The 17159-nt window shown below is 64.4% G+C and carries 12 protein-coding genes; 5 read left to right on the top strand and 7 right to left on the bottom strand.

Going from position 1 to position 17159, the window contains the following annotated elements; genetic code table 11:
* The 3 genes from JHD64_RS18515 to JHD64_RS18505 all read right to left on the bottom strand — a co-directional run.
* Positions 1–1194, bottom strand: a 1194-nt coding sequence (locus JHD64_RS18515; protein WP_199054885.1) for a cyclopropane-fatty-acyl-phospholipid synthase family protein, incomplete at its 3' end; no start/stop codon positions are given.
* On the bottom strand, positions 1191–1985 hold the full coding sequence (locus JHD64_RS18510; RefSeq protein ID WP_370540985.1) for a DUF1365 domain-containing protein: 795 nt from the start codon (positions 1983–1985) through the stop codon (positions 1191–1193). The genes JHD64_RS18510 and JHD64_RS18515, both read right to left, overlap by 4 nt.
* A complete protein-coding gene (locus JHD64_RS18505) occupies positions 1982–3268 on the bottom strand; it encodes an NAD(P)/FAD-dependent oxidoreductase (protein ID WP_370540984.1) in 1287 nt (428 codons plus the stop codon). Before JHD64_RS18505 ends, JHD64_RS18510 begins: the two co-directional genes overlap by 4 nt.
* 133 nt (positions 3269–3401) lie before the next feature.
* Here JHD64_RS18505 and JHD64_RS18500 point away from each other — a divergent pair, with 133 nt between their 5' ends.
* Positions 3402–4022: a TetR/AcrR family transcriptional regulator gene (locus JHD64_RS18500; RefSeq protein ID WP_059287450.1), complete on the top strand. Its 621-nt coding sequence runs from the start codon at positions 3402–3404 to the stop codon at positions 4020–4022.
* A gap of 84 nt (positions 4023–4106) precedes the next feature.
* On the opposite strand, the gene JHD64_RS18495 is transcribed toward JHD64_RS18500, so the two are convergent.
* Entirely contained in the window at positions 4107–5678 is a 1572-nt protein-coding gene (locus JHD64_RS18495; protein ID WP_199054883.1) for a PepSY domain-containing protein, read from the bottom strand.
* Positions 5679–5767: 89 nt separating this feature from the next.
* Positions 5768–8044, bottom strand: coding sequence for a TonB-dependent receptor (locus tag JHD64_RS18490; RefSeq protein ID WP_199054881.1), 2277 nt, complete (start codon positions 8042–8044; stop codon positions 5768–5770).
* Positions 8045–8375: 331 nt separating this feature from the next.
* Between JHD64_RS18490 and JHD64_RS18485 the strand changes: the two genes are divergently transcribed.
* Genes JHD64_RS18485 through JHD64_RS18475 form a run of 3 tightly spaced genes read left to right on the top strand, consistent with a single transcriptional unit; the run spans position 8376 to position 10263 of the window.
* The gene (locus JHD64_RS18485) at positions 8376–9065 is read left to right on the top strand and encodes an energy transducer TonB (protein ID WP_199054879.1); all 690 of its coding nucleotides are present in this window, start codon (positions 8376–8378) and stop codon (positions 9063–9065) included.
* Between the two features lie 38 nt (positions 9066–9103).
* Positions 9104–9844 carry a MotA/TolQ/ExbB proton channel family protein gene (locus JHD64_RS18480; protein ID WP_199054877.1) on the top strand — a complete coding sequence of 247 codons (741 nt, stop codon included), beginning with the start codon at positions 9104–9106 and terminating at the stop codon, positions 9842–9844.
* A 2-nt stretch (positions 9845–9846) separates the two neighbouring features.
* Positions 9847–10263, top strand: coding sequence for a biopolymer transporter ExbD (locus tag JHD64_RS18475; RefSeq protein WP_110313733.1), 417 nt, complete (start codon positions 9847–9849; stop codon positions 10261–10263).
* Positions 10264–10351: 88 nt separating this feature from the next.
* On the opposite strand, the gene yiaY is transcribed toward JHD64_RS18475, so the two are convergent.
* Positions 10352–11503, bottom strand: coding sequence for an L-threonine dehydrogenase (gene yiaY, locus JHD64_RS18470; RefSeq protein ID WP_110313734.1), 1152 nt, complete (start codon positions 11501–11503; stop codon positions 10352–10354).
* A gap of 256 nt (positions 11504–11759) precedes the next feature.
* Here yiaY and JHD64_RS18465 point away from each other — a divergent pair, with 256 nt between their 5' ends.
* Positions 11760–15098 (top strand): EAL domain-containing protein, encoded by a 3339-nt coding sequence (locus tag JHD64_RS18465; RefSeq protein ID WP_199054875.1) that lies wholly within the window; start codon positions 11760–11762, stop codon positions 15096–15098.
* Positions 15099–15170: 72 nt separating this feature from the next.
* Here JHD64_RS18465 and JHD64_RS18460 read toward each other — a convergent pair.
* Positions 15171–17159: TonB-dependent siderophore receptor (locus JHD64_RS18460; protein WP_199054870.1), on the bottom strand; the 1989-nt coding region annotated here is incomplete at its 5' end.

The following is a 17159-nucleotide window of genomic DNA, read 5'->3' as shown; positions in this document are numbered from 1 at the left end:
TTGCAACAGAAACTGGCTGACGCCGATGCGGCCTTCGTCGAAACCGGCCTCGCAATAACACAGGTAGAGCCGCCACAGGCGGATGAAGGCTTCGTCAAAGCCCTGTTGGCGCACGCTGTCCAGCGCCCCCTCGAAGGACTGGCGCCAGCGGCGCAGGGTTTCCGCATAGTCCGGGCCAAAGTCCAGCCGCTGGCTGGTGTGCAGGCCGGCGGCGCTGGCGGTCTGGCTGAAGCGGCTGGGGCTGGGCAGCATGCCGCCCGGGAAAATGAATTGCTGGATGAAGTCGCTCTTGGCGCGGTAGCGTTCGAAATAGGCGTCGGCAATGGTGATGCTCTGGATCAGTGCCTGCCCACCCGGGCGCAGCAAGCGGCGCACCGTGCGGAAATATTGCGGCCAGTAGGCTTCGCCCACCGCTTCGAACATCTCGATGGACACCACCGCGTCGTACTGGCCGTCCAGGTCGCGGTAGTCGCGCAATTCCAGCTGGGCCAGCGGCTGGCCGGCCAGGCGCTGGCGCGCCAGTTCAAGTTGGGCCGGTGAAATGGTGATGCCATGCACCGCGATGCCGGCACGCGTGGCGTGTTCGGCAAACCCGCCCCAGCCGCAGCCGATTTCCAGTACCCGCATGCCCGGCTGCAGGCCCAGCGTGTCGCAGATGCGCTGGTACTTGGCCTGTTGTGCCTGTTGCAGCGACTGCGCGTAGTTGCCGTTGAACCAGGCGCTGGAGTAGGTCCAGGACGGGTCCAGCCACAGGCGGTAAAAGTCATTGCCCAGATCATAATGGGCGTGGATGTTGCGCCGGCTGCCACGGCGGCTATTGCGCCGCAGCAGGTGCTTCAGCCGATACCACCATCGCGCCGGCAGGCTGCCGGACAGCGCCGGCGGCACGGCGTGTTCGTTGCGCAGGGCCAGTCGCAGCAGGGCGGTCAGCTCCGGGCTGTCCAGCAGCCCGTCGCGATAGGCTTCGGCAAAGCCGATGTCGCCGGCCGTCAGCAGCTTGCGGCAGCCGGCCCAGTCGTGGATATGCAGTTCGGCATGTTCGCTGTGCTGCGGCTGGCCGAACCACAGCGCATGGCCGGCCGGTGTCAGCAAGCGCAAGCCCCCGCTCTGCAACTGTTGCAGTCGCGACAGCAGCAGGCGGGCGCTGGGCGGCAGTGCGGGCGGCAGTTTGTCCAGGGTGTGGCTGAGGTTCATGCTTGCGGCTCCTGTCCATGGCTGAGCGAGTGAGAAGGGGCGAGCGGTTTGCGATAGACGGGCAGTTTTTTCCGCCACAGCTGCCATGCCTGCCAGTGAATGCGCCAGATGACGCCCAGGGTCAGCAGTGGCTGGCGCAGCACGGCCCTGGCCAGGGCCGGCGCCGTCAGCGGCTGCAGCTGGCCGGAAATGCTGGTATTGATCAGTTCGCCGACATCATCGTGGTAGTCGATGCGCATCAGCATGCGCCCGGCGCATTCGGCCAGCCGGAAACGGTAGTGTCCGGCCACCTGGCAGAACGGCGACACATGCAGCTGTTTGCGGCAGCGCAGGGTGCTGCCATTGCGGATGGGGCTGCCATCCGGATTGGCCAGCAGATAGCCATGGCGCTCGCCAAAGGTATTGTTCACCTCGGCCAGCAGGGCGATCAGCTCGCCGGCGGCATTGTGGCAATACCAGAAGCTGACCGGGTTGAAGGCGTAGCCGAACAGGCGCGGAAAGCATTGCAGCCATACCTCGCCATCGCAGGGCAGGCCGGCTGCGGCCAGGTGCTGGCGTATCCATGGCAATAGCGGGCTGCCATCGCAGGCACCATGATCACGGCGCTTGAGCGTTAGCGGACGCCAGCGATCCACGCCCAGCCACATTCCCAGCCAGCCCTTGCCGATGGACTCCAGTGCGGACAGCCTGAAGCGCAGCGCAAACACCCGATAGCGGAAGCGATGGTGGACCGGGCGCAGCCGCTGGTGGATGACGCTGCCGGTCAGCAGGTAGGCAGCCGGCCCGTTCACAGCCTGGCCCAGTGCGGTAGCGGGGCGAAATCGGCAGCCACGCGCAGCGCGGATTTCAGCCCGTCTTCATGAAAGCCGTAACCGGTCCAGGCACCGGCAAACCAGCAATGGCGCCGGCCCTGGATGGCCGGCAGCCGGCGCTGCGCCTCGATGGCTGCCGCATCCAGCAGCGGGTGCTCGTACAGGAAGCGTGCCAGTTCCTGTGAGGCTTCCGGCTGCTGCAGCGGATTGAGCGTCACCATCAGCGGCGTGCTGATGGGCAGCGGCTGCAATTTGTTCAGCAGGTAACTGACGCAGACGGCGCGCTGGCCGCTGCCGTTGCCATCGGACAGGAAGTTCCAGGCCGACCACACCTGGCGTCGGCGCGGCAGCAGGCTGGTATCGGTATGCAGCACGGCGATATTGCTCTGGTACTGCACCGCGCCCAGCACGGCGCGTTCTTCGGCGCTGGCATCCGCCAGCAGGCGCAGGGTTTGCGGTGCATGGGTGGCGAAAATCACGCTGTCGAAGTGCTCCGCGCCGTGGCGGCTGCTGACCGTGACACCGTGCTCATGGCGCTCAACCTGGCTTACCGGGCTGGACAGGCGCACATCGTCCAGGCTGGCCAGCATTTTCTGTACATACTGGCGTGCGCCCCCCGGCACGGTAAACCAGCGCGGCCGGTGGCGGATCTGCAGCAAGCCGTGATTCATGCAAAAGCGCAGAAAGGTTTCGGCCGGGAAGGCCAGGATCTGGCTGGCCGGGCTGGACCAGATGGCCGCAGCCATCGGCACCAGGTAGTGATCGCGAAAACGCTTGCCGTAGCTGCCCTGTTCCAGCAATTCGCCCAGTGTCAGCCCCTGCCCGGCGGCCAGCTGCAGATTGGCAGTGGCTGCCGCATTAAAGCGCAGGATATCGCCCAGCATGCCGTAAAACGACGGGGACAGCAGCTTGCTGCGCTGGGCAAATACGCTGGACAGGCTGCTGCCGGCCCACTCATCCCGCCCCTGGTCTACCGAGACGCTGAACGACATGTCGCTGCCGCTGCAGGGCAGCTCAAGCTGCTGAAACAGCGCGATCAGATTGGGATAGGTGGCCTCGTTGAACACCAGAAAACCGGTATCCACCGCGCAGCGCTGGCCTTCCAGTTCGACGTCCACGGTATTGGTGTGACCGCCGGCATAATCCCCTGCCTCGAACAGCGTCACATCATGGTGGCCTGCGGTCAGCCATGCGCTGGCAAGGCCGGAAATGCCGGCACCGATGATGGCGATGCGCTGGCGCTTGGGGCTGGCTTGGTTCACCTGATCTCCCGTTGACGGTTCGGATTGACGGTTCGGAATGAAGAAAACAGCTTGGCACACCGTGCCGTAGTGCTTATATTCAGGATATAACTGCTTTGGAAAAAAAGCTACCAATTAGTAAAAGGTTGTACTCATGAGTATTTTCAGCAAGCTCAGCTTCAAGGATCAAGCCTTCAAGCTGCGCGAACAGGCAGTGCTGGATGCAACGACCAAGTTGCTGGCCAGCAAGGGTTTCGACCTGATGACCATGGACGATGTCGCCGGTGAGGCGGGCATCTCCAAGCCCAGCCTGTACAAGCATTTCAAATCCAAGGAAGAGCTGGCCACCGAGGTGATGATCCGGCTGCTGGATGGTGCGCTGGCTTTTCTCGAGGCACAGGATGGCGCGCTGAGCGCCAGGGCAAGACTGGCGGGATTGCTGGAGTGGGCCTTGCGGGTGAGGCTGGAGGGGGGGCTGCCTTTCCTGCCGTCGTCCAGCCCGCAGGTGAGGGAAATGCTGACCAAAAGCCTGCGCTATGTCAGCCGCGTGTACAAATTGCACAAGCTGCTGGCCGGCATTGTCGATGCGGCCAAACAGGCCGGGGAGCTGCGGGCGGATCTGCCCACCGACGTGCTGCTGTATGCCTATTACTCGCGCACCTGTGACCCGGCGGTCGATTACATGCAGCTATACGGACGCTACAGTACCGAGCAGATCGTGGCGCACATGCTGGCCATGACTTTCGACGGCATGGCCGGTTCCGGCCAGCACTGAGCAGCCACTGAGCAGCATTGTGCTGCCGGCTTATACCCACAGGGCGGCCTGCTTGCAGGCCGCCCTGTGTCTTTATGCTCAGCGCTAATGGCTGTCGCTGGCGCTGACCGGCACCGCCGGTGTTGCGCTCTGCCCAGCCGTCGCCGCACGGCGCCGTCTTGCTGCGCCTGCCTTCAGCCGCAGCCGTTTGCCGGCCAGTACCAGCGCGCTGATGGACAGCGCCAGTACCGCCAGGCTGCTGGTGAGCATCCAGCCATCCCACCACGGCCGTGGCCGCATGATGGCCTGGTCCCAGTTATGCAGGCCGCTGAACAGCCAGCGGAAGGTACGCTGGCTGCGATCCAGCTGCAACAGCTTCTCCCCGGTTTGCGGATTCAGGTAAAGCCAGCTGGCTGGCTGATCCGCCAGCTGGATGCGCCAGACTGGCAGTGGCCGGCGCGAGCTGTCCTGATGGCGGTCGGGGTAGTAGTAATCATCCGCGGCAAGCAGGCGCTCGGCCTGGCGTATGGCGGCGTGGCCGGTCATGGCCTGGGCGCTGGCCAGCAGTGCGGCAGCGGGAAATTCGCGCTGGCCTGCCGCCAGCTCAAAGCCATGGGTGGTGATGATGCGGCTGCGCAGCTGCGCGTCGCGCGCCTGCAGCATGGCCAGCGGGCCGGCGTGATACCAGTTCAGTTCCACCATGTGCTGGCCGGCCAGCTGGGCGACGACCTGCGCCATGGGAAAGTCCAGCGCCGTGGCCGGCAGGGCGGCCGCGGTGGCGTGATGATGCGACCGGCCCTGTCCCTGGTGGCCGGAAAACAGCTGCCATGGGTTGTTGGAAAGAAAGCCGCTCAGTGTCCAGCTTAGCGCCAGCAGGCCGCCGCACAGCCCCAGCCACAGATGCCAGCGTTGCCAGAGCGCACGATAGGGATTGCTGCTGCCATTGGGATAGCGGCGCTGGCCCAGCCAGCCTGGCCGCCAGCGGCACAGTCCCAGGTACAGGCCGCTCAGCACGGCCAGCAGGCTGGCCAGCGCGCCCCAGGTCTGGATGGATTTTCTGGCATCGGCCAGGCCGATGGCATCCAGTGGCCGCAGGAAGTGCAGGTAGCTGCCGCCCCAGAACAGCAGGCGGTCCAGCCGGCTGCTGGCCTTGATCACCTCGCCGGTGCGCTGGGAGATGGTGAGTTCATGCTGTGCGGCGTCGTCAAGATTGACGCGGTAAAACGGGCGATAGGGGTCGTAGTTCATCATCGCCGTGCCGGCATCGCGTGCAAACGGGGCCTGCCGGATCTGCGGCTGGCTGCCGGGTGCCCATTCGCGGGCAATGGCGATGGCCTGGGCGGCGCTGATGTCATGGCGCTGGCCATCGCGTGCCGACAGGCGATAGCGTTGGCCGCTGCCATCCTGCATCAGCCAGACCGGCTCTCCGGCCTGCACCAGCAGTCGCGCCGAGCTGGGCGGGCTGTCGGCGCTCGGCATGCCCAGCCGCCAGGCTGCGCCGGCGCTCAGCCAGTTGGCGGCAGGTGTCAGGGCCGGGGCATGCGCCAGCCGGGTGGATTCGCTGATGCTGGATGGGCCGGCGTAAATCATCAGCAGCCCGGAAAAAGACCAGAGCACCAGCAGCAGGCACAGCAGGATGCCCAGCCAGCGGTGGCCAAGAAACAGCAGACGTTTCATGCGGATGTTCCAATGAAAATGGCGCGGCATGCCGGATGCCGCGCCGTGTACGGCGAACAAGGAAGGGCGGCAGGGTGGCCGCCACGGCCTCAGTAGTCGAACTTCAGCTGGGCATAGGTGGTGCGCTGCGGCATCGGGTGATAGGCGTAGCTCTTGTAGTTGTTGAGGTTGTCCACGCCCAGTGCCACGGTGAACTGGCGATCCAGCTTGTAGCTGATGCGCGTGTCCATGATGAAGTAGGCGCTGTTGGCCCCGTAGACGTCGGTATTGACCACGGTGTTGTTGACGTCCGAGGTCTGGAAGCTGCTGTAGCGTGCGGCCAGCGAATAGGACAGCTTGTCGTTCTGGCGATAGCTCACCACGGCCGTGGCGCGCCATTCCGGGATGCCGGGGAAGGGGTTGCCTACCGAGGCCGGATTGTTGCCGTTGGCAATGATTTCAGACTTGGCATAGGTCAGGCTGGCGCTGACATCCAGCCCGCGCAGGCCGACATCGCTTTGCTCCCAGGCCAGTTCCAGGCCATTGGTGCGCACGCGGTCGATGTTCTGGATATTGGTGACGTTGGGGGTGACCGTGGTGTTGGTCTGCGACAGCAGGGCATCGGCCAGCTCTTCGCGGAAGGCGGTCAGGCGCAGCGTGCCGCCATTCAGCTGGCGTGTGGCGGTGATTTCCCCGGTGTCGGCGCGTTCGGCTTTCAGATTGGGATTGTTGTTGACGATGGTGTTGCTGCTGGCCGCCGTGCCCTGGAACAGCTCGGCCACGGTGGGGGTGCGATAGGCACGGCCATAGGAGGTGCGCAGCGTCCATTGTTCGTTCAGGTCGAACAGCATCGCCGCCTTGGGCGAGAAGAATTGCTGGCTGCGGTTCTGATCGTAAGAGGTATAGCTGCCGGTGGTGGTGGCGCCGCCGTAGGCATCCCACCATTCGTAGCGGCCGCCGATGATCAGCTGGGTGCCGGGGCGCAGCCGCCAGGTGTCCTGGGCAAACACGGCATTAAGCTGGGTATTGCCGGCAAAGGCGGCGGTCAGGTTGCCCTGGCTGCCGGTTTGCCAGTCGCTGGTGGCATAGCTGCGGCTGTTCAGCACGTAATGATCGTAGTGATAGCCAAAGCGCAGCTGGTGTTCGCTGGCCAGGCTGCCACCGGGACGCCAGTCGCCTTTCAGGTCGACGGTTTGCCAGCCGGTGCCATCCAGCCTGGTGATGGTGCCGGCACCGGTCAGGCCGGCCGTGGCGCTGCGCTGGGTATCCTTGCTGAAGTCATAAATGCTGACCGTGCCTTGCCAGTCCCAGCTGCCTTCGGTGCTGGTCTTGAAGGACAGGGCATGCAGAAAGTGTTCCTGTTGTTTCTTGCTGGGCTGGAAGGCATTGGCCAGATTGTATTTCTGGCCATTGATGTTGACGATGCCGGTGTAGACCGGATTGCCGTTGGCATCGCGCAGATAGCTGTCCACGCCCACGGTGGAGTTGTTCTGCCAGTAGCCCAGGGTGTAGTTCAGCTTCAGGGTGGGGCTCAGGTCGTAGGACAGCTTGAGGTTGGCGTTGTCCTGGATCGAGTGCTCGGCGCCGGTGGCACCGATGATCAGCCGCTTGTTGCCGGTGGTGTCGGTATCGCTCACCGCACCGCTGGTGGCGGTGGCTGCGCTGGCGCCGCTGTACTTGTTGGGGTTGGCGGCAAAGGTGGCCGGGTGGCCCAGGCTATCCAGGTGGCCGGCTTCGACGATCCACGCCAGCTTGTCCTGGCGGTCGCCCAGCATCACGGCGTTCTTGCTGCCGGTGAAATGCTGGCTGGTCTTGTACTGGCTGAAGCTTTCGTCAAACAAGGTGCTGCTGGCATGCGCTTCGAATTTTTCCGGCATGCGGGTGCTCAGCACGATGACCGAGCCGATGGAATTGCCCGGGTATTCGGCGGAGAACGGGCCGTAAAACACGTCAACATGGCCGATTTCGTCGGGACTGACCAGATTCCAGCGCGGCGGGTAGGCGTAGTTGTTGCCCAGCAGGTTGGACAGCAGGATGTCGTCGGCGTAGAGCAGGGCGCGGGCGCTGCTGGTCTGGCCGGAGGTGCGGGTGGCGATGATGCTGTTCTGGTCGCCGATATAGCGTTTGCGCACCTGCACATTGGGCAGGTACTTCACCGTGTCTTCGGTGCTGGTGACATTGACGGTCTGGGCGATCTTGTCCGCGCTCATGCCACTGCTGCTGGCCGGCAGATTGTCCGGCAGGCCGCTGCTGGCCGCTTGCGATTGCACCGTCACCTCGGCCAGCTGCTTGTCCGTGTCTGCAGCCTGGGCATGGCCGACCTGGCACATGGCGATGGCCACGGCCAGCACCATGTGGCGGTATTGAAATTCTCCATTGCACATCATCACGTTTTCCCGCTTGTTATTGATTGAGAGTTCAGAAGTTATTTAAGAGCCACTGACAAAACCCCGCTGTCTGCTGATGCCGACGCCGCCAGTACAAGCACTACGATGGTTTGGTCAATGGCTCCCGGCGGCGTGGATCATGCCCGCTGCGGTGGCTGGCTGGGAATGTGGCATTTTGTCGCAGGGGGGAACTTTGCCGGCTGCGACAATTGGTCGCACGGCAGGCGGCAGCACTCCTGCTAAGGTAGCGCCCTGAGAATCTGTGACGAGGCTTTGCACAGTTTCTGCGATGGGCTGCCATGCCGTGCAGCCACGGCATGGGGGAGAGCAGGTGGACGGGGTGCACATGGAAGGGATGGCCGGAGCGGACCGCTCCCGCGTCGGTGTCTGGCTGGTGGTGCTGCTGCTGCATGGCGTGCTGGGCGGCTGGCTGGCCAGGCAAACCCTGCAGCCGGCTGCCACGCCCCTGCCCACCAGTATTGCGGTACAGCTGCTGCCGACAGTGGCCCCGGAGGCCCCGGCGCAAGCACGGCCGGTGTCACCCACCCGCCAGCCGCCACGTCCCTTGCCGGCGCTGTCGCGGCATGCGGCGGCGCGGCCAGCACGCGCACCTGCCGTGCTGGCAGCCGCTGCCGGCGCTACCACCACCACGCCCCCGGCGCAAGCCCCGGCCAGCAGTGCCGACACCAGGGTGCAGCCGGTGAGCGCCGAGCCGGCCCAGCCGCCCCAGCCCACCAGCAGCGAACCGGGTTTTGCTGCCGATTATCTGCACAATCCGGCACCGGGCTATCCGCCGGCCTCACGTCGCAATGGCGAAGAGGGGCGGGTCCTGTTGCGGGTGCGGGTTTCGGCGGCCGGCCTGGCCGAGGCGGTGGAGGTGTATCACGGCAGCGGTTTCTCCCGGCTGGATGAGGCCGCCCGCGAGGTGGTGGCCGGCTGGCGCTTTATCCCGGCGCGGCGTGGCGGCAGCGCGATTGCCTCCAGTGTCATCGTTCCGATTACTTTTCGCCTGGGCCATTGATGGCGGTGGCCGCAGCTGATTCTTTGCAAGGAAACACCATGGACAAGCAACTGGGTTTTGCCCATTTCTGGCAGCAGGGCGATACGGTATCGCATGCACTGACCATCATTTTGCTGCTGATGTCGGTATGCAGCTGGAGCCTGCTGCTGCTCAAGCTGATCGAGCAGCGCCGGCTGCGGCGGGCGCTGCGCCAGGCGCTGCCGGCTTTCTGGCAGGCATCGGGCAAGGCGGCGGCCATGGCCGTGCTGACGCAGCAGGATGGCAGCCGCATGCTGAGCGGACTGGCCATCCAGGCCGAGCAGGCGGCACAGGCTTATGCCAGCAAATCCGGCGTGGGACTGGGTGGCGAGCTGGATGCGGCTGATTACCTGGGGCGCATCCTGCAGCAGGCGCTGCAGCAGTTGCAGGCCAGGCTGGAACAGGGGCTGACCGTGCTGGCTTCGGTGGGGGCCACCGCGCCCTTTGTCGGCCTGTTCGGCACAGTATGGGGGATTTACCACGCGCTGATCAGCCTGTCCGGCCGCACGCAGATGACGCTGGATCAGGTGGCCGGCCCGGTGGGCGAGGCGCTGATCATGACGGCAATCGGCCTGTTCGTCGCCATTCCCGCCGTGCTCGGCTATAACGCCAGCACCCGCGGCAACCGGCTGTTGCTGGCCCAGCTGGAAAGCTTTGCCCATGGCCTGCATGCCTATCTGGTGGCCGGCGTGCGCATGCCGCTGGCGCAGGCGGCGCCGCGTGGCGAGGGACAGCCGCAAACCGCCGGTCGCGGGGTGTAAACATGGCATTTCACGGTTTTTCTGCTTCCGGCCAGCATGGCCAGCCCATGGCCGAGATCAATACCACGCCGCTGGTGGATGTGATGCTGGTGTTGCTGGTGGTGTTCCTGATTACCGCGCCGCTGTTTCATCAGGCCATCGGTATCGATCTGCCCAGAACGGCAGCCACCCGCGCGCCACAGCAGGATACGGTGCTGCACCTGGCCTTGCAGCGCGACGGCAGCCTGCAGCTGGACGGGCAGGCCATCAGCCAGCAGCAACTGGACAGCCGGCTGCACAGCGTGCGCGCCAGCAATCCGGAACTGCAATTGCAAGCCGACCAGGCCACGCCATACCAGGCGGTGGCGGCCGTCATGGCGCTGGCACAGCAGGCCGGGGTGAATCGCATCGTCTTCGTCACCCAGCCGCAGGCCAGATAGCGCGGCCTTCCCCGGGGCAGGGCAGGCCGCAGCAGAAGGTCTGTCCGCGGCATCAGGGCAGGCCGGTGTGGCACCGGCCCCTGGCTGCTTACATGGCGCCGGCGAAGATCTGCTCGATTTCCTGCTGCGTGGCCTGGCGCGGGTTGGTCAGGCCGCAGGCGTCTTTCAGTGCATTGCTGGCCAGCAGGGGGATGTCCTCATGCTTGACGCCCAGCTCGGCCAGGCTGGCCGGGATGCCGATATCGGCCGCCAGCTTGCGGATGGCGACCAGGCAGGCCTTGGCACCGGCCTCGGCGGTCAGCCCCTGGGTGTCGACGCCCATCGCCACCGCCACATCCGCCAGCCGTGCCGCAGATGTCTGGGCATTGAAGGCTTCCACATGCGGCAGCAGCAAGGCATTGCATACCCCGTGCGGCAGGTCGTAAACCCCGCCCAGCTGGTGGGCCATGGCATGTACATAGCCGAGTGAGGCATTGTTGAAGGCCATGCCGGCCAGGAATTCGGCATAGGCCATCTGTTCGCGTGCTTCCAGATTCTTGCCGTTTTCCACCGCCGTGCGCAGATGGCGGGAGATCAGCTCCACCGCCTTGAGGGCGCAGGCATCGGTAATCGGCGTGGCGGCGGTGGATACATAGGCTTCGATGGCGTGGGTCAGCGCATCCATGCCGGTGGCCGCGGTCAGGCTCTTGGGCTTGGCCAGCATCAGGTCGGGGTCGTTGACCGACAGGATGGGGGTGACATTGCGGTCGACGATGGCCATTTTGATATGGCGTGCTTCATCGGTGATGATGCAAAAGCGGGTCATCTCGCTGGCCGTGCCGGCCGTGGTATTGATGGCTACCAGTGGCAGCTGCGGTTTCTTCGAGCGGTCCACCCCTTCGTAATCGGCAATCTTGCCGCCATTGGTGGCCACCAGGGCAATGCCCTTGGCGCAGTCATGCGGCGAGCCGCCACCCAGCGACACCACGAAATCACACTGTTTTTCCCGCAGCACCTGCAAGCCGGCTTCGACATTGCCGATGGTGGGGTTGGGCTGGGCACCGGCGAAAATGCTGGCCTGGATGTCGCGCTCGGCCAGCAGGGCCTGCACATTGGCGGCCACGCCGATATCGGCCAGCACCTTGTCGGTGACGATCAGCGCATGCCTGAAACCATAGGCCTGGATGGCATTCACCGCCTCCTTGAGGCAACCGGCGCCCATTACATTGACTGGCGGAATGAAGAAAGTCGTTGTGGTCATGGTGTTATCTCCTTATGTGGGTGACCGGTCTGCCTGGAGGACCGGCCGGGACGACAGGCTGTTGTGCTGCTAGCTGCATGACCAGGCGTCATGGCAACAGCCTAAGGTCTGCGGCGCGGCTGTCCCATTCGACTTTAGTGCCATGTGCGGGCCGGAACGGTGATTTTGTGGCGGATCAGGCGGCGGACAGGCGTGGCTAATGCTAAAGTCATGGTTGGAACCTGCCATCATTGCCAGTTGCTTTGTGCAAAATGGCATGCAACCAGCCAGCACCGACAGGGATGATGCCGCCATGCGCTTCAGCTTTGATTCACAAGTCATTACCGCTTTTGTCAGCGCCGCGCTGGCCGTGGTGGTGCTGACAGCCATGACCTGGTCGGTGGCGGATGAGGCAAGTCGTGCCGGCGAAAGCGTGGCCCATTCGCATGAGGTGCTCAATGGCCTGGCACGGATACGCGGCGATACCCTGCAAATCGAATTGAGCAGCCAGAATTTCCGCCTGAGCGGCGACCCGGCCCAGCTGCAGGAACGGGATCAGGGCATTGCCAGCCGCGAACTGCTGTTGGCGCAGATTCGCCGGCTGACCGCAGACAGCCGGGAACTGCAACAGCACTGGAGCAGCCTGCGCCGGGTACTCGACCAGCGGCTGCAGATCGCCCGCCAGGTGGAGCTGGTACGCAAGACCCAGGGGGCCGCCGCGGCCACCCGCTTCGCCACTCAGTCGCCCTTGTTGCAAACCAGGGTGGCGGTCTATCGCCTGCTGGATGAAATGGATGCCCTGGAGCGCGGCAGCCTGGACTTGCATCAGGCGGACTATCTGGCCACCAGGCAGCGTTTGCTACAGCTGGGCAGTATCACCGCCATCTTGTTGCTGCTCTTGCTGGCCGCCACATACCGCCTGATCCGCAGCCAGCTGCGTGCGCTGGAAGCCAGCCGGCAGCAGCTGGCCGACAGCCAGGAAAACCTCTCCATCACCCTGCATTCGATTGGCGATGCCGTGCTGGCCACCGATGCGGCCGGCCGCATCACGCGCATGAACCCGGTGGCCGAGCAACTGACCGGCTGGACGCTGGCCGAAGCGGTCGGCCAGCCGGTGGCCACGGTGTTTCACATCATCCACGAGCTCAGCCGCGAACCGGCACTGGTGCCGGTGGAGCGCGTGCTGGCCACCGGCAAGGTGCAGGGGCTGGCCAATCACACTTGTCTGATCGCCCGCGACGGCCGGGAATGGCCGATTGCCGACAGTGCCGCCCCCATTACCGATGACCGCGGACAGATCCGCGGCGTGGTGCTGGTGTTTCGCGATGTCAGCCTCGAACGCAGTGTCGAGCGCGCCATGCAGCAACAGAATGTGCAGCTGGAGAGGCGGGTGGACGAGAAAACCCGGCAATGGGCGGACAGCATGGCGCATCTGCACAGCATCATCACCGCCTTGCCGGCCTATATCGCCTTTGTCAGCCGCGAGCAGCGCTATGTCTATGTCAACGATCAATACCGCCAGCGCTTTGCTCCCGAGCATGACGACATCACCGCATGCCTGGTGAGCGACATCCTTGGCCCGGAACGCTATCAGCGGGTGCAGCCGATGATAGAAAAAGCCTTGCAGGGCGAGCTGCAGGAATACGACTGGCAGCCCTTTGCCGGTGTCTGGCATGCCATCCGTTATGTACCCAAGCGCGACAGCAGCGGCGCGGTGGAGGGCTATTACGTGCTGGGCAACGACATTACCGGGCGCAAGCGCGACGAAGAAAGGATACAGGCGCTCAATCTGGAACTGGCCGGGCGGGTGGCCGAGCTGGAGGGCGTCAGCCGCGCATTGCGCACCCTCAGTGCCGGCAATCACGCCATGTTGCGTGCCAGCGATGAGCCCGGCCTGTTGCAGGACATGTGCCGGCTTATCGTCAGCGTGGCCGGCTATGCCAGCGCCGCGGTCTGGCTGCATGCCGCCGAGGGCGAGCGCCTGTTTCCGGCGGCGCAGCATGGTTTTCCCGGCGGGCTGGAACGGCTGGCTGGCATGGCCGACAGCATGCTGGCAGCCATCACTTTCAGCGAACGGCCCAGCTTGCTGCAAGTGCCGCTGGGCACCGACATGGCCAGCAAGGAGGCAGTGCAGGGCCTGTCCTGCCCCTTGTGGGTGGATGGCCGCATCATCGGCGCTTTGCTTGTCCACACCGGCGGCACCGCCTGTTTCGACAGTGACGAAATCGCCTTGCTCAGCGAGTTTGCCGACGATCTGGCCTTCGGCATCGGCATGTTGCGCGGGCGGGCCGAGCAAAAGCGGGCACAGGCCGCCATGCACTATCTGACCCACCATGACGCGCTCACCGGCCTGGCCAACGAAACCCAGCTGGTGGAAACCCTGGCGGCCGTGATGGCGAACGGGCCGCCAACGCCACTGGCGCTGTTGCAGCTGAATATCGAAAGGCTCAGTGAAATCAACGATGCACTGGGCTTCAGCCATGGTGACCACATCCTGCGCGAATTCGGCCGGCGGCTGACCGAGTGCGCCCCGGTCTCGGCACTGGTGGCCCGGCTGCGCGGCGATGAATTCGCCGTGCTGTTGCCCGCACATGATGTGGCCGCCGCCCAGACCGTGGCCCAGCGGCTGGAGCAGTGTCTGGCCCAGCCTTTCCTGGTGGCGGACATCCGGCTGGATGTCAGCGCAAAAACCGGTATTTCGCACTTTCCCGACTATGCCGGCTCGGTACACGAGCTGTTGCGTCAGACCGATATTGCCGTGCATGCCGCGCGCGACAAGGGGGTCAGCCACTGGCTGTTCAATCCGCAGGAGTATTGCGACCAGTCGCCGCATCTGAACATGGCCGGCGAGTTGCGGCAGGCCATCGAGGGGGGCGAGCTGCGGGTTTATCTGCAACCCAAGGTGGAAATGGCCAGTGGCCGGGTGTGCGGTGCGGAAGCGCTGGTGCGCTGGCAGCACGGCGCGCAGGGGCTGCTGTCGCCCGCGCTGTTTATTGGTTTGGCCGAGCGCACCGGGCTGATCAAGCCGCTGACCGAGTGGATGATCAACAGCGTGCTGGACCTGTTGCAGGAGTGGCAGCAACAGGGCTGCGCCCTGCCGGTCGCGGTCAATCTGTCGGCACATAATCTGCGGGACGAGGCGCTGGGGGACAAGATTCGCCGCTGGCAGCAGCAACGCCAGCTGCAAACCGGGCTGCTGGAGCTGGAAATCACCGAAAGCACACTGATGGAGGATGCCAGCAGTTGCCTGCATGTGTTGCAGCAATGGCGTGACGACGGCATCCCGCTGTATATCGACGACTTTGGCACCGGCTATTCCTCGCTCAGCTATCTGCAGCGGCTGCCGGTGGAGTACATCAAGATCGACCAGTCCTTTGTCTGCAATCTGTCCGGCAGCAAGGATTCGGCCGCCATCGTGCGTTCCACCATCGACCTGGTGCACGATCTGGGCCGCAAGACCGTGGCCGAAGGGGTGGAAAGCCGTGCCGACTGGGAGCAGCTGCGCGCGCTGGGCTGCGATGTGGCCCAGGGCTACTACATTGCCCGGCCGATGCCGGCGGCCAGCTTCCTGCCCTGGGTGGCCGGGTTTTCCATGGCGCAGCTGGCGCGGGAGTAAAGGGCGCGCTGCTGGTCCTGCGCTCAGTAAAAAACGCCTGACCATGTCAGGCGTTTTCTTTGCCGGGCTGGTTTACCACTTGTAGCTGAGGGTGGCGCTGATATTGCGCTTCTCGCCGTAGTAGCAGGCATAGCTGCTGTAGCACGAGGCAACGTAAGTCTTGTTGCTGAGGTTGTTGGCGTTGATCTGCAGCGTGCTGCCCTTGAGCGACGGGCTGAACTGCCCCAGTTGCAGGCGCAGGCGCAGGTCGTACAGGGTGACACCCGGAATGGTCAGGGTATTGGCGCTGTCGGCCCACATCCAGCCGGTATGGCGTACCCCGCCGCCCAGGTTGACGCCATCGGCAAAGGCGTAATCCAGCCAGGCGGTGGCCTTGTGGGCCGGGGCCAGATAGGGCGTCTTGCCCTGGTTGCTGCCTTCGGTGACCTGCATGTCGGTATAGGTGTAGCCAGCCAGCAGCGACAGCTGCTTGCTCAGCCTGGCATTGGCTTCCAGTTCCACACCGCGCGAGCGCACCTTGCCGATGGGGTCGTAGCTGAAGCTGATGGCGTTGTACTGGGCGACATTGCTTTGCTGCAGCTCATACACCGCGGCGGACAGCTGGATGTCGCTGGTGGGCTGGTAGCGCAGGCCGGCTTCGCTCTGCTTGCTCTGCATCGGCTTGAGCACATTGCCATGGCTGTCGGTGGCATAAGCCTGGCTGGGGTCGAAGCCCTCGCTATAGCTCAGGTAGGGGGCCAGGCCGTTTTCTGCCTCGTACACCAGACCCAGCCGGCCGGTGGTCTTGCCACCTTCCCAGCTGGTGCGGCTGCCGGTGCCGGTATTGGTTTCCGATACCTTGGCCTGGTCGTGGCGCAGGCCGGCGGTCAGTTTCCAGTTGCCCAGTGCCATCTGGTCCTGCAGGTAGACGCCGGTCTGGTCGCGCTTGCGGTCGAAGTATTTGAAGGACAGCGGGTGGCTGCTGTCGTCGTACACGGTGTTGAAGGGATTGATGGTGGTGCCGGTGTAGGTATAGGAGTTGTCGCCCTTGTTGCGGCTGGTCTGGTAGTCCAGCCCGGCCAGCAGGGTGTGCTTCATCCCCAGTGCATTGAAGCGGGCTTCCAGGCTGTTGTCGATGATGTGGGCGGTGGAGCGCTCGCTGGAGCGGGCATAAGTGCGGTTGAGCAGGTCGGAGCTGTCGGATACCCAGCCGACATCGGAATACTGGCTCAGGTCGGTCTTGCTCAGTTGCAGGCGGTATTGCTGGCGGAAGGTCAGCGCGTCATTGAAGCGGTGTTCCAGCTGATAGCCATAGTATTGCTGCTCGCGGTTCATGCCGTCGCCACTGGAGCCTTCGTTGAAGGTGGGGGAGATGGTCTTGCCATTATGCGGGACCACGGTGCCGTAGTAGGGCAGGGTGCCGTGGTAGCCGGTGCTGGGGTCTTTCTGCAAATAGGCTTGCAGCAGCAGGTTGGTGCTGTCGCTGATTTTCCAGTTGAGCGAGGGGGCCAGCACATAGCGCTCGGTACTGGCGCCGTTTTGTTGCTGGTCGGCGGCGCTGCCCTTGGCCACCAGGCGGTAGGACAGGTCGTCGCGGCCGGCCACGGCACCGCCGAAATCCAGCCCCAGTGAGCGTTGCTGGCGGTTGCCCACCGTCAGTGACAGCTCGTGGTAGTCCTCTTGCAAGGGGCGCTTGCTGGTGATGGCCACCACGCCGCCGGGCGAGGCCTGGCCATAGCTGGCCGAGGCCGGTCCGCGCACCACATCCAGCCTTTCCACCACATAGGGGTCGATCTGCAGGGTGTTGTAGCCGTCCGGATCGCCAAACAGCCGCAGGCCATCGAGGAATTCATTGGCGGTGGGGTGGTCGCTGAAGCCGCGCAGCACGATGTAGTCGTAGCGGGTGGTGGAACCCACCGCACCGCTGAACACCCCCGGCGTGTAGTTGAGCGCCTCGCTGATGGTGCGCGGTTTCTGGTCTTCGATCTGCTGGCGGGTGACGACCGATACGGCTTGCGGAATCTGCGCCAGCGGGGTGTCGGTCTTGCTGGCGCTCCTGCTGCTGCCCACCTGGTAGCCCTG

This window comes from Aquitalea sp. ASV15, assembly GCF_016429115.1.
GTDB lineage: Bacteria > Pseudomonadota > Gammaproteobacteria > Burkholderiales > Chromobacteriaceae > Aquitalea > Aquitalea magnusonii.
Note: the sequence above shows the minus strand (reverse complement) of the source record. Positions and strands in the feature narration are given on the sequence as shown.